Raw genomic sequence first — 21159 nt, forward strand, 5'->3', positions numbered from 1 at the left:
AATTCCCCCATAGAGGGGCTGATCACGCAACAACGCCGACCCCGATCATCGGGGTCGGCGTCGTCGCTTCGCGCTAACCGGCGTACGGGCGGATTTCCTTCATCGCACGCTGGGTGACTTCTTCGACAGGCCCTGTCGCGTCGACCCCGACCAGGATGCCCTCGTCGGCGTAGAAGCGGATCAGCGGCGCGGTCTGCTGCTGGTAGACCTCCAGGCGGTGCCTGACGGTGTCTTCCTTGTCGTCGTCACGCTGGAAGAGCGTGCCGCCGCAGGCGTCGCAGACGTCGTCCTTCTTGTCGTCGAACTCGACGTGCCAGATGCGGCCGCACTGACTGCAGGTGCGCCGCCCTGCCAGGCGCCGGACGACCTCCTCGTCGTCGACCACGAGCTCCAGGACCAGGTCGAGCTTCTGATCCCACTCCTTGAGCATGTCGCGAAGGATCTCGGCCTGGGGGACGTTACGGGGGAACCCGTCGAGCAGGAAACCGTCCTGCGCGTCGTCCTCCGACAGGCGGTCGCGGACCATGGCGATGGTCACCTCGTCGGGCACGAGGTCGCCGCGGTCCATATATGTCTTGGCGAGCTTGCCGAGCTCCGTGCCGCCCGAGACGTTGGCACGGAAGATGTCACCTGTCGAGATCTTCGGGATGGACAGGTTCGATGCGATGAACTGGGCCTGTGTCCCCTTACCCGCTCCGGGGGGCCCGACCAGAACGAGACGCACTACCGCAGGAAACCTTCGTAGTTGCGCTGCTGAAGCTGGCTCTCGATCTGCTTCACCGTGTCAAGGCCGACACCAACCATGATCAGGATGCTCGTCCCTCCGAACGGGAAGTTCTGGCTTGCCCCCGCGACCGCCAGCGCGATGATCGGCACCATCGAGATGAGGCCGAGGTAGAGCGCGCCGGGAGCGGTGAGACGGGTCAGAACGAAGTTCAGGTACTCGGCCGTGGGCCGACCCGGACGGATGCCCGGGATGAACCCACCGTACTTCTTCATGTTGTCGGCGACTTCAGCGGGGTTGAAGGTAATCGACACGTAGAAGTAGGTGAAGAACACGATGAGCAGGAAGAACGTGATCATGTAGACGGGCGTGTCGCCCGTGACCAGGTTCTGGGAGATCCACTCGACCACCGGGTTGATGTTCTCCGCGGTCGCGTTGGCGAACAGGGAGACCAGCAGCTGTGGGAGATAGAGCAGCGAGGAGGCGAAGATGACCGGGATGATGCCGGCCTGGTTCACCTTCAGCGGGATGTAGGTCGAGGTGCCGCCGTACATGCGCCTGCCGACCATCCGCTTGGCGTACTGCACGGGGATGCGGCGCTGGGCCTGCTCGACGAAGACCACCGCGGCGATCATGAAGATGCCGACGACCATGACGATCGCGAAGGTGAACGGGTTCACGCGGTAGATGTTCAGCAGCTCCGACGGGAAGACCGCGACGACCTGCGTGAAGATGAGGATCGACATGCCGTTGCCGACGCCGCGGTCGGTGACGAGCTCTCCCAGCCACATGATGACCGAGGTGCCTGCCGTCATGATGACGACCATCGTCACGATGCTGAAGATGTTGTCGGGGTCGAGCAGCACCTGCTGGTTGCACTCAGGGAACAGCTGTCCCGAGCGCGCCAGCGCGATGAAGGCGGTCGACTGGAGGATGGCGAGACCGATCGTCAGATAACGCGTGTACTGCGTGATCTTCGTCTGGCCTGCCTGCCCCTCCTTCTTCAGGGCCTCGAGGCGTGGAATGACGACGACGAGCAGTTGGAGAATGATGCTCGCCGTGATGTAGGGCATGATGCCCAGGGCGAAAACCGACAACTTGAGCAGAGCGCCGCCGCTGAACAGCTGCACCATGCCGTAGAGGTTGCCGGAACTGCCGGCCTGGGCCTGGGTGAGACAGGCGCGAATGTTCTCGGTGTGAACACCCGGAGTCGGAAGAACCGAGCCGAGGCGGAACAGCGCGATGATGCCCAGTGTGAAGAGCAACTTCTTGCGCAGGTCCGGCGTCCGGAACGCCCGGGTAAACGCGGTCAGCACGGTCCCTCCAGCACGCCATGATGGCGGTATGGGTCTGCGATGGTGCGGGGATCAGCCATCTGAAGTCTCAAGGTCAGGCGAGCAGGACAGAACCCTGCCGTCTCGCGAACTCTAACGCACTACAGGCACGGGGGCCCATTGTCAGAACCCCCGTGCCGAGTAATGCCACTTACAGCTCGGTAACGGACCCACCGGCAGCAGCGATCTTCTCCTTCGCGGAACCCGAGAAGGCGTGAGCCTGCACGTTCACCGCGACGGAGATCTCGCCAGTGCCGAGGACCTTCACCGGCTGGTTCTTGCGAACAGCGCCCTTGGAGATCAGCGTCTCGACGGTGACATCGCCACCCTCGGGGAACAGCTCACCGATCTTGTCCAGGTTGACGACCTGGTAGGTCGTCTTGAACAGGGCGTTGGAGAAGCCCTTGAGCTTCGGCAGACGACGCTGCAGCGGAACCTGGCCACCCTCGAAACCGAGGGGAACCGTGTTCCTGGACGTCGTGCCCTTGGTACCGCGACCGGCCGTCTTGCCCTTGGACGCCTCGCCACGGCCCTTGCGGACCTTGGCCTTGTTGGCGCCCTTGGCGGGACGCAGGTCGTGGATCTTCAGCGGAGCCTTGTCAGTCATGACTAGTCGACCTCTTCCACCTCGACGAGGTGCGTCACCACGGAGACCATCCCACGGATCTCGGGACGGTCCTCCTTGACGACGACATCGCCGATTCGCTTCAGGCCAAGCGAACGCAGCGAGTCACGCTGGTTCTGCTTGCCACCGATCTTCGAGCGAACCTGAGTGATCTTCAGGCGTGCCATGACTAGCTCACCGCCTTAGCCGCAGCAGCGGCCTCGGCCAGGCCCTCGGCGCGAGCCTTGAGCATCCTCGCGGGAGCGACGTCCTCGATCGCCAGACCACGACGCGCGGCGATCGCCTCGGGCGTGGAAAGGCCCTTCAGCGCCGCCACCGTGGCGTGCACGATGTTGATCGGGTTGTCCGAGCCGAGCGACTTGGACAGAACGTCGTGGATACCGGCGCACTCCAGAACGGCGCGCACCGGACCACCGGCGATGACACCGGTACCGGCGGAGGCCGGACGCAGGAAGACGACGCCGGCCGCCTCCTCACCCTGCACGGTGTGCGGGATGGTGCCCTGGATGCGGGGGACGCGGAAGAAGTGCTTCTTCGCCTCCTCGACACCCTTGGCGATGGCCGCGGGGACTTCCTTGGCCTTGCCGTAGCCGACGCCGACCAGGCCGTTGCCGTCACCGACGACAACCAGGGCGGTGAAGCTGAAGCGACGACCACCCTTCACGACCTTGGCCACTCGGTTGATCTTCACTACACGCTCGATGTACGAGACGCCCTTGTCAGCGGCGCCACCGCGGCGATCGTCACGACGGTCACGCCGCTCGCCACCGGTGCCGCCACCGCGACGCGGAGCTGCAGCCATCAGTGGTTCCTCTTCTCAGTAGCCATTAGAACTCGAGCCCGCCTTCGCGAGCGCTGTCCGCGAGAGCCGCGATGCGACCCGCGTAGCGGTTACCACCACGGTCGAAGACGACAGCGGTGATCCCGGCTTCCTTGGCCCGCTGAGCGAGGAGCTCGCCGACCTTCTTGGCCTTCTCGGTCTTGTCGCCCTCGGCAGTACGCAGGCTGGCGTCCATGGTGGAGGCGCTGACCAGCGTGTGGCCGACGGTGTCGTCCACGATCTGCACGAACAGGTGACGGGTCGAGCGGTTGACGACCAGGCGCGGACGCGCGGCCGTACCGACAACCTTCTTGCGGACGCGGCCGTGACGGCGGGCCCGCGAGACGGTGCGAGCAGCCGTGTGCTTGCTGTACGCAGTCTTGGGAGCCATGCCTACTTACCAGCCTTTCCGACCTTGCGGCGGATAACTTCGCCCTGGTAACGCACACCCTTGCCCTTGTAGGGGTCGGGCTTGCGCAACTTGCGGATGTTGGCGGCGACCTCGCCGACCTTCTGCTTGTCGATGCCGTCCACGTGGAACAGGGTCGGCTTGTCGACGCGGAAGGAGACGCCCTCGGGGGCGTCCACGATCACCGGGTGGCTGAAGCCCAGAGCGAACTCCAGCTGCGTCGGGCCCTTGGCCGCGACGCGGTAACCGACACCGACGATCTCCAGGGTCTTGGAGTACCCCTGGGTGACACCGGCCACCATGTTGGCGATCAGCGTCCGAGAGAGGCCGTGCAGAGCGCGGACCTTCTGCTCGTCGTTGGGCCGGGAGACGGCGATGGTGCCGTCGTCGTCGCGAGCCACCGTGATGGGCTCAGCGACCGTGTGTGAAAGCGTGCCCTTCGGGCCCTTGACCTGGACATCCTGGCCGTCGATCGTGATGTCGACGCCGCTCGGTACAGGGATGGGCAGCCGTCCGATTCGCGACATGCTGTGTTCCTCCCCCCGCTACCAGACGTAGGCGAGGACTTCCCCGCCCACTCCACGCTTGCCAGCCTGCTTGTCGGTCATGAGACCGGCGGACGTCGAGATGATCGCGACACCCAGCCCGCCCAGAACTCGAGGCAGATTGTCCTTCTTCGCGTAAACACGCAGCCCGGGCTTGGAAACCCGGCGCAGCCCCGCGAGCGAACGCTCACGGCTCGGCCCGAACTTGAGCTCCACCACGAGGCTCTTCCCGACCTTGGCGTCTTCGACGGCCCAGGACTGGATGTAGCCCTCCTGCTGGAGGATCTCGGCGATGTGCGCCTTGATCTTCGAATACGGCATCGCCACGCTCTCGTGGTATGCCGAGTTCGCGTTGCGCAGACGTGTCAACATGTCTGCGATCGGGTCGGTCATCGTCATGGCCAACGGCCTTCCTCGCCGCGGTTTCCAGTCGGTGAAGCGGTGCTCTACCGGTGGACCTTCGGCGCGGTCATGGGCGCTTGCAACAGCGCCCGGTTGATAGTTCTTCGTACGGCAGGCAGTGCCGAGGGGCGGTCCGCGAGGAGCCGCCCCTCACAGTACCTACCAGCTCGACTTGGTGATGCCGGGCAGCTCGCCGCGGTGCGCCATCTCACGGAAGCAGATCCGGCACAGGCCGAACTTCCTGTAGACAGCGTGCGCACGCCCGCAGCGCGAGCAGCGGGTGTAGGCGCGAACCGCGAACTTCGGCTTGCGCGCCGCCTTCACCTTCAGAGACGTCTTAGCCATGCTCAGGCCTCCTTGAACGGGAAACCGAGAAGCTTCAGCAGCGCCCGGCCCTCATCGTCGTTCTTCGCCGTGGTCACGACCGTGATGTCCATGCCTCGCGGCCGGTCGACCTTGTCCGGGTCGATCTCGTGGAACATGACCTGCTCGGTGAGACCGAAGGTGTAGTTTCCGTTGCCGTCGAACTGCTTGGGCGACAGGCCGCGGAAGTCCCTGATGCGGGGAAGCGCCAGCGAGAGCAGACGGTCGAGGAACTCCCACATGCGGTCGCCGCGCAGCGTGACGTGCGCGCCGATCGGCATGCCCTCACGCAGCTTGAACTGCGCGATGGACTTGCGGGCCCTGACGACCGCCGGCTTCTGGCCGGTGATCGTGGTGAGGTCACGGACAGCGCCCTCGATGAGCTTCGAGTCGCGAGCAGCCTCGCCGACACCCATGTTGACCTTGATCTTGGTCAGGCCGGGCACCAGCATGATGTTCTCGATGCCGAACTCCTCACGAAGCTTCGCGATGATCTCCTCGCGGTACTTCGTCTTGAGGCGCGGCGTCGGACGCTCGGTCTCAGTGGTCGTCGCAGTCATCAGTTGTCCTCACCCGACTCGTCGGCCTTCTTGTCGGCCTTCTTGGCAGGCTTCTCTTCATCCTTGAGCTTCTTGACGTTGCTCACGTGGATGGGAGCCTCCATGGTCTCGACGCCGCCCTGCTTGGCGCCGCGAGGACCGTTGAGGTTCTCCTTCGAGTGCTTCTTGATCATGTTGACGCCCTCGACGATCACGCGGTCCTCGCGCGGGTTCGTCGAGATCACACGACCCTTGGCACCCTTGTCCTTGCCGGCGATGACCTGAACCAGGTCACCCTTCTTCACGTGCAGCTTCGTCATCACAGCACCTCCGGCGCGAGCGAGATGATGCGCATGAACTTCTTGTCACGCAGCTCACGGCCCACCGGGCCGAAGATGCGGGTGCCACGAGGGTCACCGCTGTCCTTGATGATGACGGCGGCGTTCTCGTCGAAGCGGATGTAGGAGCCGTCGGGACGGCGGCGCTCCTTCACCGTACGGACGACGACGGCCTTGACCACGTCGCCCTTCTTCACACCAGTGCTGCCGGGAAGTGCGTCCTTCACGGTGGCGACGATGACGTCGCCGATTCCCGCGTAGCGCCGACCCGAGCCACCGAGAACGCGGATGCAGAGAATCTCCTTGGCACCCGTGTTGTCGGCGACCTTGAGTCGCGACTCCTGCTGGATCACGTCAACTCCTGTTGGTCTCCGCCGGTTCTCATCGCTGAGCCTGGCGGAACTGTGTGTTGTCTTGTTCCCCCGGCCACAACCCACGAAGGGGCCGCACCGCAGGCGACGCGAGGGCTCACGCCCTCGCGTCCTTGGACACCGTCATGGGGGGTGTCTCCACCCCCCACGAGGCGCGCATCTATGCGGAAGACCTTACTTGGCCTTCTCGAGCACCTCGACGACACGCCAGCGCTTGGTGGCGGACAGCGGCCTGGTCTCCATGAGGAGAACGCGGTCGCCGACACCACACGTGTTGGCCTCGTCGTGCGCCTTGTACTTGGTCGTACGGCGGATGACCTTGCCGTACAGCGGGTGCTTCACGCGGTCCTCGACGGCGACGACGACGGTCTTGTCCATCTTGTCGCTGACGACCAGGCCCTCACGGGTCTTGCGGTAGTGCCGCGTGGTCTTCTCGGTTGCCTCAGACATCGCTCGTCTCCTTCTCGACCGTGACAATGCCGAGCTCGCGCTCGCGCATCACGGTGTAGATACGGGCGATCTCGCGGCGGACGGCACGCAGCCGCCCGTGGCTCTCCAGCTGACCGGTCGCCGCCTGGAAGCGGAGGTTGAACAGCTCCTCCTTCGCCTCCTTCAGCTTCTGGACCAGGGCGTCCTGGTCCTCGAGCCGCAGCTCTCCGGCGGTCAGGCCCTTAGCCATCACGCCTCACCCACTTCACGCTTAACAATCTTGCACTTCATCGGAAGCTTGTGGATCGCGCGCGTCAGCGCCTCGCGAGCGATGGGCTCGGCGACGCCGGACAGCTCGAACATCACGCGCCCAGGCTTGACGTTGGCGATCCACCACTCCGGCGAACCCTTACCGGAACCCATGCGGGTCTCGGCGGGCTTCTTGGTGAGCGGACGGTCGGGGTAGATGTTGATCCACACCTTGCCACCACGCTTGATGTGGCGGGTCATGGCGATACGAGCCGACTCGATCTGGCGGTTGGTCACGTAGGAGTGCTCAATCGCCTGAATGCCGAACTCGCCGAACACAACCCTGGTGCCGCCCTTGGCGGCGCCACTGCGGTCGGGCCGGTGCTGCTTGCGGTGCTTGACCCTGCGAGGGATCAGCATGGTCAGCTCCCTTCAGCACCCGGCTGCGCAGCCGGGCCGGTCTCGGGGGCAGCCTGCGCGGCCGCCTCAGTCCTGGGGGCTCGGTCTCCACGACCGGCGCCGCCACCGCGGCGAGCGCCACCGGCGCCACCACCACGACGGGGACGCTCGCCACCGCCGCCGCCACCGCGACGGTCGTCGCGGTCACGACGCTGGCCGGCACGAGCGCCGGCGGCAGCCGCCTCACGCTCGGCGCGGCTCGTCGGAGCCTCACCCTTGTAGATCCACACCTTCACGCCGATACGGCCGAAGGTGGTACGGGCCTCGTAGAAGCCGTAGTCGATGTCCGCGCGAAGCGTGTGCAGCGGCACACGACCCTCGCGGTAGAACTCCGACCTCGACATCTCGGCGCCGCCCAGACGACCCGAGCACGCGACCCGGATGCCCTTGGCGCCGCTCTTCATGGCCGACTGCATCGCCTTGCGCATGGCGCGACGGAACGAGACACGGCTGGAGAGCTGCTCGGCCACGCCCTGCGCGACCAGCTGAGCGTCGATCTCGGGGTTCTTGACCTCGAGGATGTTGAGCTGAACCTGCTTCTTGGTCAGCTTCTCCAGGTCGCCGCGGATGCGGTCGGCCTCGGCGCCGCGGCGGCCGATGACGATGCCGGGACGCGCGGTGTGGATGTCGACCTGGACGCGGTCGGTCGTACGCTCGATCTCGACCTTGGAGATGCCGGCCCGCTCCATGCCCTTCTGCAGCATGCGACGGATCGCGACGTCCTCAGCGACGTACGACTTGTACAGCTTGTCGGCGTACCACCGGCTCTTGAAGTCGGTCGTGATGCCGAGGCGGAACCCGTGCGGGTTAACCTTCTGGCCCACTATCGGGTCCTTCCCTTCGGCTCGCGGGACTCCACGATCACGGTGATGTGGCTCGTCCGCTTGTTGATCCGATAGGCGCGACCCTGGGCACGCGGACGGAACCGCTTCAGCGTCGGGCCCTCGTCGACCCACGCGCGGCTCACGACGAGCGTCTGCGGGTCGAGCTTGAAGTTGTGCTCAGCGTTCGCCATCGCGCTCGAGAGCACCTTGTAAATCGGCTCGCTCGCTGCCTGAGCAGCGAACTGCAGCACGGCCTGCGCCTCCGAAGCGGGCAGCCCGCGAATAAGGTCCACCACGCGGCGGGCCTTCTGGGGCGTGACACGGACGAACCGCGCCTGAGCCCTGGCTTCCATCGCTTACTCCTCTGATGCTTCTGAAGGCGCTTACCGCCGGCTGCGGCGGTCTTCCTTGACGTGGCTACGGAAGGTCCGCGTGGGAGCGAACTCGCCGAGCTTGTGACCGATCATCGACTCGGTGACGAACACCGGGACGTGCTTGCGGCCGTCGTGAACGGCGATCGTGTGACCGAGCATGTCGGGCACGATCATGGAACGCCGCGACCACGTCTTGATGACGTTCTTGGTGCCCTTCTCGTTCTGGACGTCGACCTTCTTCTGAAGGTGGTCGTCCACGAAGGGACCCTTCTTAAGGCTACGTGGCATTTCGGCTGCTCCTACCGCTTCTTCCTCTTGGACCGACGGCGGATGATCAGCCTGTCGCTGGCCTTGTTCGCCTGACGGGTACGGCCCTCGGGCTTGCCCTTGGGGTTGACCGGGTGGCGACCACCGGAGGTCTTACCCTCACCACCACCGTGCGGGTGGTCGACGGGGTTCATGGCCACACCACGGACGGTCGGGCGCTTGCCCTTCCACCGCATACGGCCGGCCTTACCCCAGTTGATGTTGGCCTGCTCGGCGTTGCCGACCTGACCGACACTCGCGCGGCAGCGCACGTCGACCATGCGCATTTCGCCGGAGGGCATACGCAGCGTGGCGTACTGGCCCTCCTTGGCGAGCAGCTGGATCTGCGCGCCGGCGGAACGACCGAGCTTGGCGCCGCCGCCCGGACGGAGCTCCACCGCGTGGATGAAGGTACCGGTCGGGATGTTGCGCAGCGGCAGGCAGTTGCCCGGCTTGATGTCGGCCGCGGGGCCGTTCTCGATCCTGTCGCCCTGCTTGAGGCCGGTCGGCGCGATGATGTAGCGCTTCTCGCCGTCGGCGTAGTGCAGCAGGGCAATGTTGGCGGTGCGGTTGGGGTCGTACTCGATGTGAGCGACCTTCGCCGGAATGCCATCCTTGTCGTGCCTGCGGAAGTCGATGATCCGGTAGGCGCGCTTGTGACCGCCACCCTGGTGGCGAGCGGTGACCCGGCCGTGGACGTTACGGCCACCCTTGCTGTGAAGGGGAGCAAGCAGCGACTTCTCCGGCGTGCTGCGGGTGATCTCGGAGAAGTCCGAGACACTCGAGCCGCGGCGACCAGGAGTCGTCGGCTTGTACTTACGGATGCCCATCTTTTTCGTTCATCCTTCGTCGGTTACATGGGTGAGCCCGCCACGCTTTCGCGAGGCGGTCTCATCCCCCGCAAGCCGTACGGCTTGCGCTTGCTTACGTGTCGGCTAACCGATCTGACCGAAGATGTCGATCCGGTCGCCCTCGGCCAAGCTCACGATCGCGCGCTTGGTGTCGGGCCGCTTGCCGAACCCGGCGCGGGTGCGCTTGCGCTTGCCCTGCCGGTTGATGGTGTTCACGCTGGTGACCTTGACACCGAAGATCTGCTCAACCGCAATCTTGACCTGGGTCTTGTTCGCGGTCTTCTTCACCATGAACGTGTACTTGTTGTTCTCATCGATCAGGCCGTAGCTCTTCTCGGAGACAACGGGCTTGATGATGATGTCGCGCGGGTCGGAGACCCTCTCCAGTCGGCCCTTGGGCTTCTCGGAGGCGACAGCCTGCGGGTCGGTGATGTTCTCCATCAGGCGTCTTCCTTCCCGCTCTTGCTCAGCCGCGCCACGACCTGGTCGTACGCTTCCTGCGTGAAGACCACGTCGTCGTGGACGAGCACGTCGTAGGTGTTCAGCTGCCCGGCGTCCAGCAGGTGGACCTCCGGAGCGTTGCGCAGGCTCAGCCAGGTGAGCTCGTCGGTCTCCTCGACCACGACCAGAACGGTCTTGGCCTCGGTGATCTTGCGCAGGGCCTCGAGGGCCGCCTTGGTCTTGGGGGTCTCCCCGGTGACCAGGCTGCTCACGACGTGCACGCGACCGCCGGTCGCCCTGTCGGACAGGGCGCCGCGCAGCGCGGCGGCCTTCATCTTCTTGGGCGTCTTCTGCGAGTAGTCGCGCGGGAGGGGACCGTGAACGGTGCCACCACCGGCGAACTGCGGCGCGCGGGTCGAGCCCTGACGGGCGCGACCGGTGCCCTTCTGGCGGTACGGCTTCTTGCCGCCGCCCCTGACCTCACCACGGGTCTTGGCCTTGTGGGTGCCCTGCCGGCGAGCGGCGAGCTGGGCCACGACGACCTGGTGGATCAGCGGAACGTTGACCTTCGCGCCGAAGATGTCTTCGGGCAGGTCGACGGAGCCGGTCTTCGCGCCGCTGGCGTCGAGGACGTCAATGCTGGTCACTTGGCAGCCCCCTTCTTTGCAGCGGTGCGGACGAGGACCAGGCTGCCGTTGGCGCCGGGGATCGCACCCTTGATCAGGATGAGACCGTTCTCGGCGTCCACGGCGTGAACCTTGAGGCTCTGCACGGTGGTGCGGACGTTACCCATCCGACCGGCCATGCGGAGACCCTTGAATACGCGGCCAGGGGTGGCGCAGCCACCGATGGAACCCGGCGACCGGTGCTTGCGCTGCGTACCGTGCGACGCGCCCAGGCCCTTGAAGCCGTGACGCTTCATGACACCGGCGAACCCCTTGCCCTTTGACTTGCCAGTGACGTCGACGTACTGGCCGGCCTCGAAGGTGTCAGCCAGGAGCTCCTGGCCGAGGGTGTAGTCGCTCGCGTCGTCCGTGCGGATCTCCGCAAAGTAACGGCGCGGGGTGATGTCGTGCTTACGCAGGTAGTCGCCGAGCGGCTTGTTGACCTTCCGGGGGTCGACCTGTCCGTAGCCGAGCTGAACGGCGGTGTAGCCGTCCTTGTCTGCGGTCCGGACCCTGGTCACCACGCACGGACCGGCCTCGACCACGGTCACCGGAACCATCCGGTTGTCCGCGTCGAAGACCTGGGTCATGCCGAGCTTCTTGCCCAGGACGCCCTTGATCGTCTTAGCCATGTCAGTGCGTTCCCTCAGAGCTTGATCGAAATGTCGACGCCGGCGGGGAGGTCGAGTCGCATGAGCGAGTCGACCGTCTTCGGCGTCGGGTCGATGATGTCAATCAGCCGCTTGTGCGTGCGCATCTCGAAGTGCTCGCGGCTGTCCTTGTACTTGTGCGGCGAGCGGATGACGCAGTACACGTTCTTCTCGGTCGGCAGCGGCACCGGGCCCGCGACCTTCGCGCCAGTCCGCGTCACCGTCTCGACGATCTTCTTGGCCGAGCTATCGATGACCTCGTGGTCATAGGCCTTAAGCCGGATGCGGATCTTCTGTCCCGCCATAATGGCCTCGGTGTCCTTCGCTGTCGTCTGAAAAAGTATCGTGCGGCCTGTTGCCGCTGTAGTACGGGCGGAGACCGCCCGCTGACCCCACGTAGCAGACGTATTCGATCTGCTGTTTCTTCCGTGATCCGGCAGTTACTTCGGTCACGATTCCGAAGCGACTGCGAGATCACGGCCTAGCCGTGGAGCCGTGGCGGGAGCCGGGAGGCTCCCGTTGCCCGGTTGGGCGGCCGGTTCCCTGTGCGCGAGAACCGGCCGCCGCCCCAGTGGTGGTGCTACTTGAGGATCTTCACCACGTTGCCGGCGCCGACGGTGCGGCCACCCTCACGAATGGCGAACTTGAGGCCGTCCTCCATGGCGATGGGCTGGATCAGCTCAACGCGCATCTCGGTGTTGTCGCCCGGCATGACCATCTCGGTGCCCTCGGGGAGGTTCACCACACCGGTCACGTCAGTCGTACGGAAGTAGAACTGAGGACGGTAGTTGTTGAAGAACGGCGTGTGACGGCCGCCCTCGTCCTTGCTCAGGATGTAGACCTGGGCCTCGAACTCGGTGTGCGGGGTGGTCGTGCCCGGCTTGATGATGCACTGGCCGCGCTCGACGTCCTCGCGCTTGATGCCGCGGAGCAGCAGACCGACGTTGTCACCGGCCTGGCCCTCGTCGAGCAGCTTGCGGAACATCTCGACACCGGTGACCGTGGTGGTGGTCTTCTCGGTCTTGATGCCGATGATGTCGACGGTCTCGTTGACCTTGACGATGCCGCGCTCGATACGACCGGTCACGACGGTGCCGCGGCCGGTGATCGAGAAGACGTCCTCGATCGGCATCAGGAAGGGCTTGTCGATGGCGCGGGTGGGCTCCGGCACGCTCTCGTCGACAGCGGTCATCAGCTCGATGATGCTGTCGCCCCACTTCTGGTCGCCCTCGAGGGCCTTCAGAGCGGAGACGCGCACGACGGGCAGGTCGTCGCCGGGGAACTCCTGAGCAGACAGGAGCTCACGAACCTCGAGCTCGACGAGCTCCAGGATCTCCTCGTCGTCGACCATGTCGGCCTTGTTGAGCGCCACGACGATGTAGGGGACGCCGACCTGGCGGGCCAGGAGGACGTGCTCCTTCGTCTGCGGCATCGGGCCGTCGGTCGCCGCGACCACGAGGATCGCGCCGTCCATCTGAGCCGCACCGGTGATCATGTTCTTCACGTAGTCGGCGTGACCGGGGCAGTCCACGTGAGCGTAGTGGCGCTTCTCGGTCTGGTACTCGACGTGCGCGATGGAGATCGTGATGCCACGAGCCTTCTCCTCGGGCGCCTTGTCGATCTTGTCGAACGGGGTCGCCTCGTTAAGCTCAGGGAAACGCTCGTGAAGCACCTTGGTGATCGCCGCGGTCAGAGTGGTCTTGCCGTGGTCGATGTGCCCAATGGTGCCGATGTTCACGTGCGGCTTAGTCCGCTCGAACTTGGCCTTAGCCACTGGTTCTCTCCTTAGAGAATCTGACTGACTTACTTCACACTCGGGCCCGGGTGTCCCCGAACCCCTGAACAGCGGGGCGACATCTCATCACCCCACCAGGGACCTGGGCTGGTCGCCCTGATCCCGAAAGGCCCGGGGCACTCGGCCCCGGACCGGCGGGACCAGGAACTATTCGCCCCGGGCCTTCGCGACGATCTCCTTGGCGATGCCCGGGGGCACCTCCGCGTAGGAGTCGAACTGCATGCTGTAGCTCGCCCTGCCCTGAGTGCGGCTGCGCAGGTCACCCACGTAGCCGAACATCTCCGACAGCGGAACGAGCGCCGCGATGACACGGGCGCCAGCGCGCTCGTCCATCGACTGGATCTGCCCGCGGCGACCGTTGAGGTCACCGATGACGTCACCCATGTAGTCCTCGGGCGTGGTGACCTCAACGGCCATCATCGGCTCGAGGAGCACAGCGTCGGCCTTGCGAGCGGCCTCCTTGAAGGCCATCGAGCCGGCGATCTTGAAGGCCATTTCCGAGGAGTCGACGTCGTGCGCCGCACCGTCGGTCAGCGTCACCTTCACGCCGACCATCGGGTAACCGGCCAGCACGCCGAACTCGGCGGCCTCCTGGGCGCCCGCGTCGACCGAGGGGATGTACTCCCTCGGGACACGACCACCCGAAACCTTGTTCTCGAACTCGTAGCCGTCGTTGCCCTCGCCCAGCGGCTCCAGGTTGATGATGACCCGCGCGAACTGACCGGAACCACCGGTCTGCTTCTTGTGGGTGTAGTCAACCTTCTCCACCTTGCGGCGGATGGTCTCGCGGTAGGCGACCTGCGGGCGGCCGACGTTGGCCTCGACCTTGAACTCGCGACGCATACGGTCGACGAGGATCTCGAGGTGAAGCTCGCCCATGCCCCAGATGACCGTCTGACCGGTCTCCTCGTCGCGACGGACCTGGAAGGACGGGTCCTCCTCGGCCAGACGCTGGATGGCGGTGCCGAGCTTCTCCTGGTCGCCCTTGGTCTTGGGCTCGATCGCGACGTTGATGACCGGAGCCGGGAACGTCATCGACTCGAGCACGACCTGGTTCGACGGGTCGGAGAGCGTGTCACCCGTGGTGGTGTCCTTCAGACCCATCACGGCGACGATCTGACCAGCGTGCGCGGACGGGCGCTCCTCGCGCTTGTTCGCGTGCATCTGGTAGATCTTGCCGATCCGCTCCTTCTTGCCCTTCACCGAGTTGATGACCCCGGTGCCGGTCTCGAGCGTGCCCGAGTAGATGCGGATGTAGGTGAGACGACCCAGGTGCTGGTCACTCATGATCTTGAAGGCCAGCGCGGAGAAGGGCTCGGTGACGTCCGCGTGACGCTCGACGACCTCGTCCTCCTTGCCGACCGCGTGCCCCTTGAAGGCGGGGATGTCGGTCGGCGCGGGCAGGTAGGCCACGATCGCGTCGAGCAGGGGCTGAACGCCCTTGTTCTTGAACGCGGTGCCGGTGAGAACCGGGTTGATGGCGCTGGCCAGCGTGGCGCGGCGAATGGCCGCGACCAGCTGCTCCTCGGTGGGCTCAGTGCCCTCGAGGAAGAGCTCCATCAGCTCGTCGTCGTTCTCGGAGACGGTCTCGACCAGCTTCTCGCGCCACTCACGAGCCGTGTCGGCGTACTCGGCAGGGATGTCGACGGTGTCGTACATCTCGCCCTTGGCAGCCTCTTCGCTCCAGAGCAGACCCTTCATCTTCACCAGGTCGATGACGCCCTTGAAACCGGACTCGACGCCCCAGGGAAGCTGGATGACAGCCGGCGTCGCCGCCAGACGGCTGATCATCATGTCGACGCAGCGGTGGAACTCCGCGCCGACGCGGTCCATCTTGTTCACGAAGCAGATGCGCGGCACGCCATAGCGGTCAGCCTGGCGCCACACCGTCTCCGACTGCGGCTCGACACCCGCGACACCGTCGAACACGGCGACGGCGCCGTCGAGGACGCGGAGCGAGCGCTCCACCTCGATGGTGAAGTCGACGTGACCGGGAGTGTCGATGATGTTGATGGTGTGGTCGAGCCACTCACAGGTCGTCGCGGCAGACGTGATCGTGATGCCGCGCTCCTGCTCCTGCTCCATCCAGTCCATGGTGGCAGCGCCCTCGTGGACTTCACCGATCTTGTAGTTGATGCCGGTGTAGAACAGGATGCGCTCGGTCGTGGTGGTCTTGCCCGCGTCGATGTGGGCCATGATCCCGATGTTGCGGATCTTGGCCAGGTCAAGAGCGGTCGTGGTGGCCACTTCTCTCGCGTCCTCGTCGTCTCGTCGAACCCGCTGTTACCAGCGGTAGTGGGCGAAGGCCTTGTTGGACTCGGCCATCTTGTGGGTGTCCTCACGCTTCTTGACGCTCGCCCCGAGGCCGTTGCTGGCGTCAAGGAGCTCGTTCATGAGGCGCTCGGTCATGGTCTTCTCGCGGCGGGCGCGGGAGTACTGCACCAGCCAACGCAGGGCCAGGGTGGTGCTGCGCGCGGCGCGCACCTCGACCGGGACCTGGTAGGTCGCGCCACCGACACGGCGGCTGCGGACCTCGAGGGTGGGCTTGACGTTGTCGAGGGCGCGCTTCAGCGTGACGACCGGGTCGTTGCCGGTCTTGTCCTTGCAGCCCTCGAGCGCCCCGTAGACGATCGACTGCGCGATGGAGCGCTTGCCGTCAAGGAGCACCTTGTTGATCAGAGCGGTCACCAGCGGCGAGCTGTAAACCGGGTCAGACATGAGCTGACGACGGCCAGGAGAACCCTTGCGAGGCATGGTTACTTCTCCCTCTTCGTGCCGTAGCGGCTGCGGGCCTGCTTGCGGTTACGGACGCCCTGCGTGTCGAGGGAGCCGCGGATGATCTTGTAGCGAACACCCGGCAGGTCCTTCACACGACCGCCACGCACGAGCACGATGGAGTGCTCCTGCAGGTTGTGGCCCACACCGGGGATGTAAGCCGTGACCTCGATGCCGTTGGTGAGCCGAACACGGGCCACCTTGCGCAGTGCCGAGTTGGGCTTCTTGGGCGTCGTGGTGTAGACGCGCTGGCAGGTGCCGCGACGCTGCGGGCTCCCCTTGAGGGCAGGAGTCTTGGTCTTGGTGACCTTGTCCTGCCGGCCCTTGCGGACCAACTGCTGAATAGTGGGCACTGCCACTCCGTTCGTGCCTTGGCCGGTAATACGTCAAGTCGTGCTTTTCGCAGGTACTGCCGGTGTCATGACCTGCTGGTTTTCCTCTTGCGCCGACCCACGCGGTCGGGCGTGTCGCGCTCTGTCGAGCCACCACCCGGCGTAATCGAACGCTGGAGAGAGACCATGCCGCGCAACCTGTCGGAGCGCACGCATGAGGGCCCATGAACCCACGGGCACGAAGGGCAAGACTACCTAGCCCAGCGCAGCACGTCAAAACGACTGCGATCGGCCGCTGTCGATGCGACCGTACATTCGTGCCGTGGCCTTATCAGACCCTCGTCTAGCTTACCCGCATCTCTCGAGTTGTCTGGCCCTTCTCCACACGCGTTTCGCGGCGCCTTATTCGTCCGTCGCGGCCGGTGCCGCTCGACGTCCCCACCTGCCCACTCACCGTGCGCGTCACCGCGTGGGCAGGCGTGCCGCGTCCGCGGGAGCGTGACGTGCCCCTCAGGGCCCTCAGGGGGGCCATGGCGTGACGGTGCGCGCAGGCGCGCGCCGTCCGTCAGGTCCGGACAGCGGCCCGCCGCGCTGGAAAAGGGGAACGCCCCGTGCCTTGCCGGAGCAAGGCACGGGGCGTTCCGCGCAACCGATCACTCAGCGGTTGTACTGACCGAAGTCGTACTCCTCCAGCGGCACGGCCTCGCCGCTGCCGGTGCCGAAGGTGTAGTCCGCGGCCGAACCGTCGTAGCCGCCGACCGTGTACATCGCGGCCTTGGCCTCCTCGGTCGGCTCCACCCGGATGTTGCGGTACTGGGGCATGCCAGTGCCGGCCGGGATCAGCTTTCCGATGATGACGTTCTCCTTCAGGCCCAGGAGCGAGTCGGACTTGGCGTGGATCGCCGCGTCCGTCAGGACCCTGGTGGTCTCCTGGAAGGAGGCCGCCGACAGCCACGACTCGGTGGCCAGCGACGCCTTCGTGATGCCCATGAGGACCGGACGGCCGGAGGCGGGCGTGCCACCCTCGGCGACGGTCTCGCGGTTCATCAGCTCGAAGCGCGGACGCTCGACGAGCTCACCGGGCAGCAGGTCGGTCTCACCGGACTCGAGCACGTTGACGCGCTTGAGCATCTGCCGAACGATGATCTCGATGTGCTTGTCGTGGATCGACACACCCTGCGAGCGGTAGACCTGCTGGACCTCGGCGACCAGGTGCAGCTGCACCGCACGCGGGCCGAGGATGCGCAGGACCTCGTTCGGGTTGACCGCACCGGCGATGAGCTGGGTGCCCACCGAGACACGCTGGCCGTCCTGGATGAGCAGGCGCGAGCGCATCGAGACCGGGTAGGCGATCTCCTCCGAACCGTCGTCGGGGGTGATCACGATCTTGCGGGTCTTGTCGGTCTCGTCGATGCGAGCCCGGCCCTCGGCCTCGGAGATCGGGGCGACACCCTTGGGGATGCGCGCCTCGAAGAGCTCCTGGACACGGGGCAGACCGTGGGTGATGTCCGCGCCCGCCACACCACCGGTGTGGAAGGTACGCATCGTCAGCTGGGTGCCGGGCTCACCGATCGACTGGGCGGCGATGATGCCGACCGCCTCGCCGACGTCCACGAGCTTGCCGGTGGCCAGCGAGCGGCCGTAGCAGGTCGCGCAGACACCGATCTTGGCCTCGCAGACGAGCGCGCTGCGGGTGCGGACCGTCTCGATGCCGGCCTCGACCAGCGCCGTGACGTGGATGTCGTTGATGTCGACACCCGCCGAGGCGATGACCTTGCCGTCGACCTCGACGTCCTCGGCCAGGATGCGGCCGTGCACGTTCGACTCGGCGTTCTCGGCCTTGACCAGGTTGCCCGACGAGTCGCGCTCGCCGACGTGCAGCGGGACCGCGCGGTCGGTGCCGCAGTCGATCTCACGCACGATGACGTCCTGCGCCACGTCCACCAGACGACGGGTCAGGTAACCCGAGTCGGCGGTACGGAGCGCGGTGTCGGCCAGACCCTTTCGCTGACCGTGGGTGGAGATGAAGTACTCCAGCACCGACAGGCCCTCGCGGAAGGAGGCCTTGATCGGCCGCGGGATCGTCTCACCCTTGGTGTTGGACACCAGACCACGGATACCGGCGATCTGACGCACCTGCATCTTGTTACCGCGGGCGCCGGAGTTGACCATCATCCAGACCGGGTTCGTCGCGGGGAACGCGTTGACCATGTCGGTCTCGACGTCCGCCGTGGCGTGGGTCCAGATCTCGATGAGCTCCTGACGGCGCTCCTCGTCGGTGATCAGGCCGCGCTCGTACTCGCGCTGGACCTTGTCGGCCCTGCGCTCGTAGCTCTCCATGATGTCGGCCTTGTTGGGCGGCGCGACGACGTCGTCGATCGAGATCGTGACGCCGGAGCGGGTCGCCCAGCGGAAGCCGGCGTCCTTGAGCGCGTCGAGCGAGGTGGCGACGTCGACCTTGGGGTAGGTCTCGGCCAGCTCGTTGACGATCGCGGACAGCTGCTTCTTGCCGACCTGGAAGTTGACGAACGGGTAGTTGCTCGGCAGCGTCTGGTTGAACAGGCAGCGGCCGAACGTCGTCTCCAGGCGGATGGAGTCACCGGCCTCCCAGCCCTCGGGAGCGGCCCAGCCGCGGGGCGGCTGGACGTCACCGGCGAGCCGGATCTGGATCTTGGCCTGGATCTCCAGCTCGCGCCGGTCGAAGGCCATCTGGGCCTCGGCCACCGAGCCGAACACCCGGCCCTCGCCGATCGCGCCGTCCTTCTGCGTGGTCAGCCAGTAGAGGCCGATGACCATGTCCTGGGTGGGCATCGTCACGGGCTTGCCGTCGGCCGGCTTGAGGATGTTGTTGGTCGAGAGCATCAGGATGCGCGCCTCGGCCTGGGCCTCAGCCGACAGGGGCAGGTGCACGGCCATCTGGTCGCCGTCGAAGTCCGCGTTGAACGCGGTGCAGACGAGCGGGTGGATCTGGATGGCCTTGCCCTCGACCAGCTGCGGCTCGAACGCCTGGATGCCCAGACGGTGCAGCGTGGGCGCGCGGTTGAGCAGCACGGGGTGCTCGGTGATGACCTCTTCGAGCACGTCCCACACCACAGGGCGGGCGCGCTCGACCATGCGCTTGGCCGACTTGATGTTCTGCGCGTGGTTCAGGTCGACCAGGCGCTTCATCACGAACGGCTTGAACAGCTCCAGCGCCATCTGCTTGGGCAGACCGCACTGGTGCAGCTTCAGCTGCGGGCCGACGACGATGACCGAACGGCCGGAGTAGTCGACTCGCTTGCCCAGCAGGTTCTGACGGAAACGACCCTGCTTGCCCTTCAGCATGTCGCTGAGGGACTTCAGGGGCCTGTTGCCGGGACCCGTGACGGGACGGCCGCGACGGCCGTTGTCGAACAGCGAGTCGACGGCCTCCTGGAGCATCCGCTTCTCGTTGTTCACGATGATCTCGGGCGCGCCGAGGTCGAGAAGTCGCTTGAGGCGGTTGTTCCTGTTGATGACCCTGCGGTACAGGTCGTTCAGGTCGGAGGTCGCGAACCTGCCACCGTCGAGCTGCACCATCGGGCGCAGGTCCGGCGGGATGACAGGGATGCAGTCGAGCACCATGCCGCGAGGCGAGTTGGTCGTGTTGAGGAACGCCGACACGACCTTGAGCCGCTTGAGGGCGCGGGCCTTCTTCTGGCCCTTGCCGCTGCGGATCGTCTCGCGCAGGTTCTCGGCCTCGGCGTCGAGGTCGAAGCTGATCAGCCGCTCCTGGATCGCCTGAGCGCCCATGCCGCCCTTGAAGTAGCGGCCGAAGCGGTCGCGCATCTCGCGGTAGAGCATCTCGTCGCCCTCGAGGTCCTGGACCTTGAGGTTCTTGAAGCGGCTCCACACCTCGTCGAGCCTGTCGAGCTCGCGCTGCGCCCTGTCGCGAAGCTGACGCATCTCGCGCTCGGCACCCTCGCGAACCTTGCGGCGCTGGTCACCCTTGGCGCCGGCCGCCTCGAGCTCGGCCAGGTCGCCCTCGAGCTTCTTCTGCCTGGCCTCGATGTCGGCGTCACGACGCTGCTCGATGTGCTGCCGCTCGACGGAGATCTTCGCCTCGAGCGAGGGCAGGTCACGCTCACGCAGTTCGGTCTCGACATGCGTGATCATGTAGGCCGCGAAGTAGATGACCTTCTCGAGGTCCTTAGGGGCCAGGTCGAGCAGGTAACCAAGGCGCGAAGGAACGCCCTTGAAGTACCAGATGTGCGTGACAGGCGCGGCCAGCTCGATGTGGCCCATCCGCTCACGACGCACCTTGGCGCGAGTGACCTCGACGCCGCAGCGCTCACAGATGATGCCCTTGAAACGGACGCGCTTGTACTTACCGCAGTAGCACTCCCAGTCGCGGGTCGGGCCGAAGATCTTCTCGCAGAAGAGTCCGTCCTTTTCCGGCTTGAGAGTCCGGTAGTTGATGGTCTCGGGCTTCTTCACCTCGCCGTGCGACCACTGACGGATGTCGTCAGCGGTTGCGAGGCCGATCCGGAGCTCGTCGAAGAAGTTGACGTCCAGCATGTG

The 21159-nt window shown here is 65.7% G+C and carries 28 protein-coding genes; all 28 read right to left on the bottom strand.

The genetic code is table 11. The annotated features are described in order from the left end of the window. Window positions 1-73: 73 nt before the first annotated feature. The 28 genes from ABFX55_RS31400 to ABFX55_RS31535 all read right to left on the bottom strand — a co-directional run bounded on the left by ABFX55_RS31400 (window position 74) and on the right by ABFX55_RS31535 (window position 21156). Window positions 74-724, bottom strand: a complete 651-nt coding sequence (locus ABFX55_RS31400) for an adenylate kinase (RefSeq protein WP_183650850.1) — start codon at window positions 722-724, stop codon at window positions 74-76. Further along, window positions 724-2040, bottom strand: coding sequence for a preprotein translocase subunit SecY (secY, locus tag ABFX55_RS31405; RefSeq protein ID WP_346126313.1), 1317 nt, complete (start codon window positions 2038-2040; stop codon window positions 724-726). The genes ABFX55_RS31400 and secY overlap by 1 nt, the downstream gene beginning before the upstream one ends. Before the next feature lie 169 nt (window positions 2041-2209). Further along, entirely contained in the window at window positions 2210-2665 is a 456-nt protein-coding gene (gene rplO, locus ABFX55_RS31410; RefSeq protein WP_346126314.1) for a 50S ribosomal protein L15, read from the bottom strand. A 2-nt stretch (window positions 2666-2667) separates the two neighbouring features. Further along, window positions 2668-2850, bottom strand: a complete 183-nt coding sequence (gene rpmD, locus ABFX55_RS31415) for a 50S ribosomal protein L30 (protein WP_080043226.1) — start codon at window positions 2848-2850, stop codon at window positions 2668-2670. Window positions 2851-2852: 2 nt separating this feature from the next. Then, on the bottom strand, window positions 2853-3485 hold the full coding sequence (gene rpsE, locus ABFX55_RS31420; protein ID WP_183650857.1) for a 30S ribosomal protein S5: 633 nt from the start codon (window positions 3483-3485) through the stop codon (window positions 2853-2855). Between the two features lie 25 nt (window positions 3486-3510). Continuing rightward, a complete protein-coding gene (gene rplR, locus ABFX55_RS31425; RefSeq protein WP_183650860.1) occupies window positions 3511-3894 on the bottom strand; it encodes a 50S ribosomal protein L18 in 384 nt (127 codons plus the stop codon). A 2-nt stretch (window positions 3895-3896) separates the two neighbouring features. Beyond that, a complete protein-coding gene (gene rplF / locus ABFX55_RS31430; RefSeq protein ID WP_346126315.1) occupies window positions 3897-4439 on the bottom strand; it encodes a 50S ribosomal protein L6 in 543 nt (180 codons plus the stop codon). Window positions 4440-4457: 18 nt separating this feature from the next. Continuing rightward, window positions 4458-4856 carry a 30S ribosomal protein S8 gene (rpsH, locus tag ABFX55_RS31435; protein ID WP_183650868.1) on the bottom strand — a complete coding sequence of 133 codons (399 nt, stop codon included), beginning with the start codon at window positions 4854-4856 and terminating at the stop codon, window positions 4458-4460. Window positions 4857-5018: 162 nt separating this feature from the next. After that, window positions 5019-5204: a type Z 30S ribosomal protein S14 gene (locus tag ABFX55_RS31440; RefSeq protein WP_183650871.1), complete on the bottom strand. Its 186-nt coding sequence runs from the start codon at window positions 5202-5204 to the stop codon at window positions 5019-5021. A 2-nt stretch (window positions 5205-5206) separates the two neighbouring features. Continuing rightward, complete coding sequence (rplE, locus tag ABFX55_RS31445; protein ID WP_183650874.1) at window positions 5207-5782, bottom strand: 50S ribosomal protein L5; 576 nt, start codon at window positions 5780-5782, stop codon at window positions 5207-5209. After that, window positions 5782-6072, bottom strand: coding sequence for a 50S ribosomal protein L24 (gene rplX / locus ABFX55_RS31450; RefSeq protein WP_221241980.1), 291 nt, complete (start codon window positions 6070-6072; stop codon window positions 5782-5784). Before rplX ends, rplE begins: the two co-directional genes overlap by 1 nt. Window positions 6073-6080: 8 nt before the next feature. Further along, the gene (rplN, locus tag ABFX55_RS31455; RefSeq protein ID WP_043623452.1) at window positions 6081-6452 is read right to left on the bottom strand and encodes a 50S ribosomal protein L14; all 372 of its coding nucleotides are present in this window, start codon (window positions 6450-6452) and stop codon (window positions 6081-6083) included. 192 nt (window positions 6453-6644) lie between these two features. After that, window positions 6645-6920, bottom strand: coding sequence for a 30S ribosomal protein S17 (rpsQ, locus tag ABFX55_RS31460; RefSeq protein ID WP_183650880.1), 276 nt, complete (start codon window positions 6918-6920; stop codon window positions 6645-6647). Beyond that, window positions 6913-7149, bottom strand: coding sequence for a 50S ribosomal protein L29 (gene rpmC / locus ABFX55_RS31465; RefSeq protein ID WP_183650883.1), 237 nt, complete (start codon window positions 7147-7149; stop codon window positions 6913-6915). Before rpmC ends, rpsQ begins: the two co-directional genes overlap by 8 nt. Beyond that, window positions 7149-7568, bottom strand: a complete 420-nt coding sequence (gene rplP / locus ABFX55_RS31470; protein ID WP_049572692.1) for a 50S ribosomal protein L16 — start codon at window positions 7566-7568, stop codon at window positions 7149-7151. The genes rpmC and rplP overlap by 1 nt, the downstream gene beginning before the upstream one ends. 2 nt (window positions 7569-7570) lie before the next feature. After that, complete coding sequence (rpsC, locus tag ABFX55_RS31475) at window positions 7571-8431, bottom strand: 30S ribosomal protein S3 (protein ID WP_346126316.1); 861 nt, start codon at window positions 8429-8431, stop codon at window positions 7571-7573. After that, on the bottom strand, window positions 8431-8784 hold the full coding sequence (gene rplV / locus ABFX55_RS31480; RefSeq protein ID WP_183650890.1) for a 50S ribosomal protein L22: 354 nt from the start codon (window positions 8782-8784) through the stop codon (window positions 8431-8433). The genes rpsC and rplV overlap by 1 nt, the downstream gene beginning before the upstream one ends. 30 nt (window positions 8785-8814) lie before the next feature. Further along, window positions 8815-9093 carry a 30S ribosomal protein S19 gene (gene rpsS / locus ABFX55_RS31485; RefSeq protein WP_012887835.1) on the bottom strand — a complete coding sequence of 93 codons (279 nt, stop codon included), beginning with the start codon at window positions 9091-9093 and terminating at the stop codon, window positions 8815-8817. Between the two features lie 11 nt (window positions 9094-9104). After that, window positions 9105-9941: a 50S ribosomal protein L2 gene (gene rplB / locus ABFX55_RS31490; protein WP_090769688.1), complete on the bottom strand. Its 837-nt coding sequence runs from the start codon at window positions 9939-9941 to the stop codon at window positions 9105-9107. Between the two features lie 105 nt (window positions 9942-10046). Further along, the gene (rplW, locus tag ABFX55_RS31495) at window positions 10047-10403 is read right to left on the bottom strand and encodes a 50S ribosomal protein L23 (RefSeq protein WP_183650892.1); all 357 of its coding nucleotides are present in this window, start codon (window positions 10401-10403) and stop codon (window positions 10047-10049) included. After that, the gene (rplD, locus tag ABFX55_RS31500) at window positions 10403-11050 is read right to left on the bottom strand and encodes a 50S ribosomal protein L4 (protein WP_346126317.1); all 648 of its coding nucleotides are present in this window, start codon (window positions 11048-11050) and stop codon (window positions 10403-10405) included. The genes rplW and rplD overlap by 1 nt, the downstream gene beginning before the upstream one ends. Next, the gene (gene rplC / locus ABFX55_RS31505; protein ID WP_183650897.1) at window positions 11047-11700 is read right to left on the bottom strand and encodes a 50S ribosomal protein L3; all 654 of its coding nucleotides are present in this window, start codon (window positions 11698-11700) and stop codon (window positions 11047-11049) included. The genes rplD and rplC overlap by 4 nt, the downstream gene beginning before the upstream one ends. Before the next feature lie 14 nt (window positions 11701-11714). Next, complete coding sequence (rpsJ, locus tag ABFX55_RS31510; RefSeq protein WP_012887830.1) at window positions 11715-12023, bottom strand: 30S ribosomal protein S10; 309 nt, start codon at window positions 12021-12023, stop codon at window positions 11715-11717. Window positions 12024-12298: 275 nt separating this feature from the next. Continuing rightward, window positions 12299-13492 (bottom strand): elongation factor Tu, encoded by a 1194-nt coding sequence (gene tuf / locus ABFX55_RS31515; RefSeq protein WP_346126318.1) that lies wholly within the window; start codon window positions 13490-13492, stop codon window positions 12299-12301. Window positions 13493-13660: 168 nt separating this feature from the next. Next, complete coding sequence (fusA, locus tag ABFX55_RS31520) at window positions 13661-15709, bottom strand: elongation factor G (protein WP_221241982.1); 2049 nt, start codon at window positions 15707-15709, stop codon at window positions 13661-13663. A gap of 87 nt (window positions 15710-15796) precedes the next feature. Continuing rightward, on the bottom strand, window positions 15797-16267 hold the full coding sequence (gene rpsG, locus ABFX55_RS31525; protein ID WP_183650905.1) for a 30S ribosomal protein S7: 471 nt from the start codon (window positions 16265-16267) through the stop codon (window positions 15797-15799). A gap of 2 nt (window positions 16268-16269) precedes the next feature. Beyond that, on the bottom strand, window positions 16270-16641 hold the full coding sequence (gene rpsL / locus ABFX55_RS31530; RefSeq protein ID WP_183650908.1) for a 30S ribosomal protein S12: 372 nt from the start codon (window positions 16639-16641) through the stop codon (window positions 16270-16272). Between the two features lie 636 nt (window positions 16642-17277). Continuing rightward, window positions 17278-21156, bottom strand: coding sequence for a DNA-directed RNA polymerase subunit beta' (locus tag ABFX55_RS31535; protein WP_183650911.1), 3879 nt, complete (start codon window positions 21154-21156; stop codon window positions 17278-17280). Window positions 21157-21159: the final 3 nt, after the last annotated feature.

This window comes from Nonomuraea roseola, from assembly GCF_039535395.1.
Taxonomy (GTDB): Bacteria; Actinomycetota; Actinomycetes; order Streptosporangiales; family Streptosporangiaceae; genus Nonomuraea; species Nonomuraea roseola.

What these genes read in the sequence shown, in the direction of transcription:
- rplO (WP_346126314.1), bottom strand. Translation starts at nt 2,665, where the DNA reads ATGACTGACAAGGCTCCGCTGAAGATCCACGACCTGCGTCCCGCCAAG.
- rpmD (WP_080043226.1), bottom strand. Translation starts at nt 2,850, where the DNA reads ATGGCACGCCTGAAGATCACTCAGGTTCGCTCGAAGATCGGTGGCAAG.
- rpsE (WP_183650857.1), bottom strand. Translation starts at nt 3,485, where the DNA reads ATGGCTGCAGCTCCGCGTCGCGGTGGCGGCACCGGTGGCGAGCGGCGT.
- rplR (WP_183650860.1), bottom strand. Translation starts at nt 3,894, where the DNA reads ATGGCTCCCAAGACTGCGTACAGCAAGCACACGGCTGCTCGCACCGTC.
- rplF (WP_346126315.1), bottom strand. Translation starts at nt 4,439, where the DNA reads ATGTCGCGAATCGGACGGCTGCCCATCCCTGTACCGAGCGGCGTCGAC.
- rpsH (WP_183650868.1), bottom strand. Translation starts at nt 4,856, where the DNA reads ATGACGATGACCGACCCGATCGCAGACATGTTGACACGTCTGCGCAAC.
- ABFX55_RS31440 (WP_183650871.1), bottom strand. Translation starts at nt 5,204, where the DNA reads ATGGCTAAGACGTCTCTGAAGGTGAAGGCGGCGCGCAAGCCGAAGTTC.
- rplE (WP_183650874.1), bottom strand. Translation starts at nt 5,782, where the DNA reads ATGACTGCGACGACCACTGAGACCGAGCGTCCGACGCCGCGCCTCAAG.
- rpsQ (WP_183650880.1), bottom strand. Translation starts at nt 6,920, where the DNA reads ATGTCTGAGGCAACCGAGAAGACCACGCGGCACTACCGCAAGACCCGT.
- rpmC (WP_183650883.1), bottom strand. Translation starts at nt 7,149, where the DNA reads ATGGCTAAGGGCCTGACCGCCGGAGAGCTGCGGCTCGAGGACCAGGAC.
- rplP (WP_049572692.1), bottom strand. Translation starts at nt 7,568, where the DNA reads ATGCTGATCCCTCGCAGGGTCAAGCACCGCAAGCAGCACCGGCCCGAC.
- rplV (WP_183650890.1), bottom strand. Translation starts at nt 8,784, where the DNA reads ATGGAAGCCAGGGCTCAGGCGCGGTTCGTCCGTGTCACGCCCCAGAAG.
- rpsS (WP_012887835.1), bottom strand. Translation starts at nt 9,093, where the DNA reads ATGCCACGTAGCCTTAAGAAGGGTCCCTTCGTGGACGACCACCTTCAG.
- rplB (WP_090769688.1), bottom strand. Translation starts at nt 9,941, where the DNA reads ATGGGCATCCGTAAGTACAAGCCGACGACTCCTGGTCGCCGCGGCTCG.
- rplW (WP_183650892.1), bottom strand. Translation starts at nt 10,403, where the DNA reads ATGGAGAACATCACCGACCCGCAGGCTGTCGCCTCCGAGAAGCCCAAG.
- rplC (WP_183650897.1), bottom strand. Translation starts at nt 11,700, where the DNA reads ATGGCTAAGACGATCAAGGGCGTCCTGGGCAAGAAGCTCGGCATGACC.
- rpsJ (WP_012887830.1), bottom strand. Translation starts at nt 12,023, where the DNA reads ATGGCGGGACAGAAGATCCGCATCCGGCTTAAGGCCTATGACCACGAG.
- fusA (WP_221241982.1), bottom strand. Translation starts at nt 15,709, where the DNA reads ATGGCCCACATCGACGCGGGCAAGACCACCACGACCGAGCGCATCCTG.
- rpsG (WP_183650905.1), bottom strand. Translation starts at nt 16,267, where the DNA reads ATGCCTCGCAAGGGTTCTCCTGGCCGTCGTCAGCTCATGTCTGACCCG.
- ABFX55_RS31535 (WP_183650911.1), bottom strand. Translation starts at nt 21,156, where the DNA reads ATGCTGGACGTCAACTTCTTCGACGAGCTCCGGATCGGCCTCGCAACC.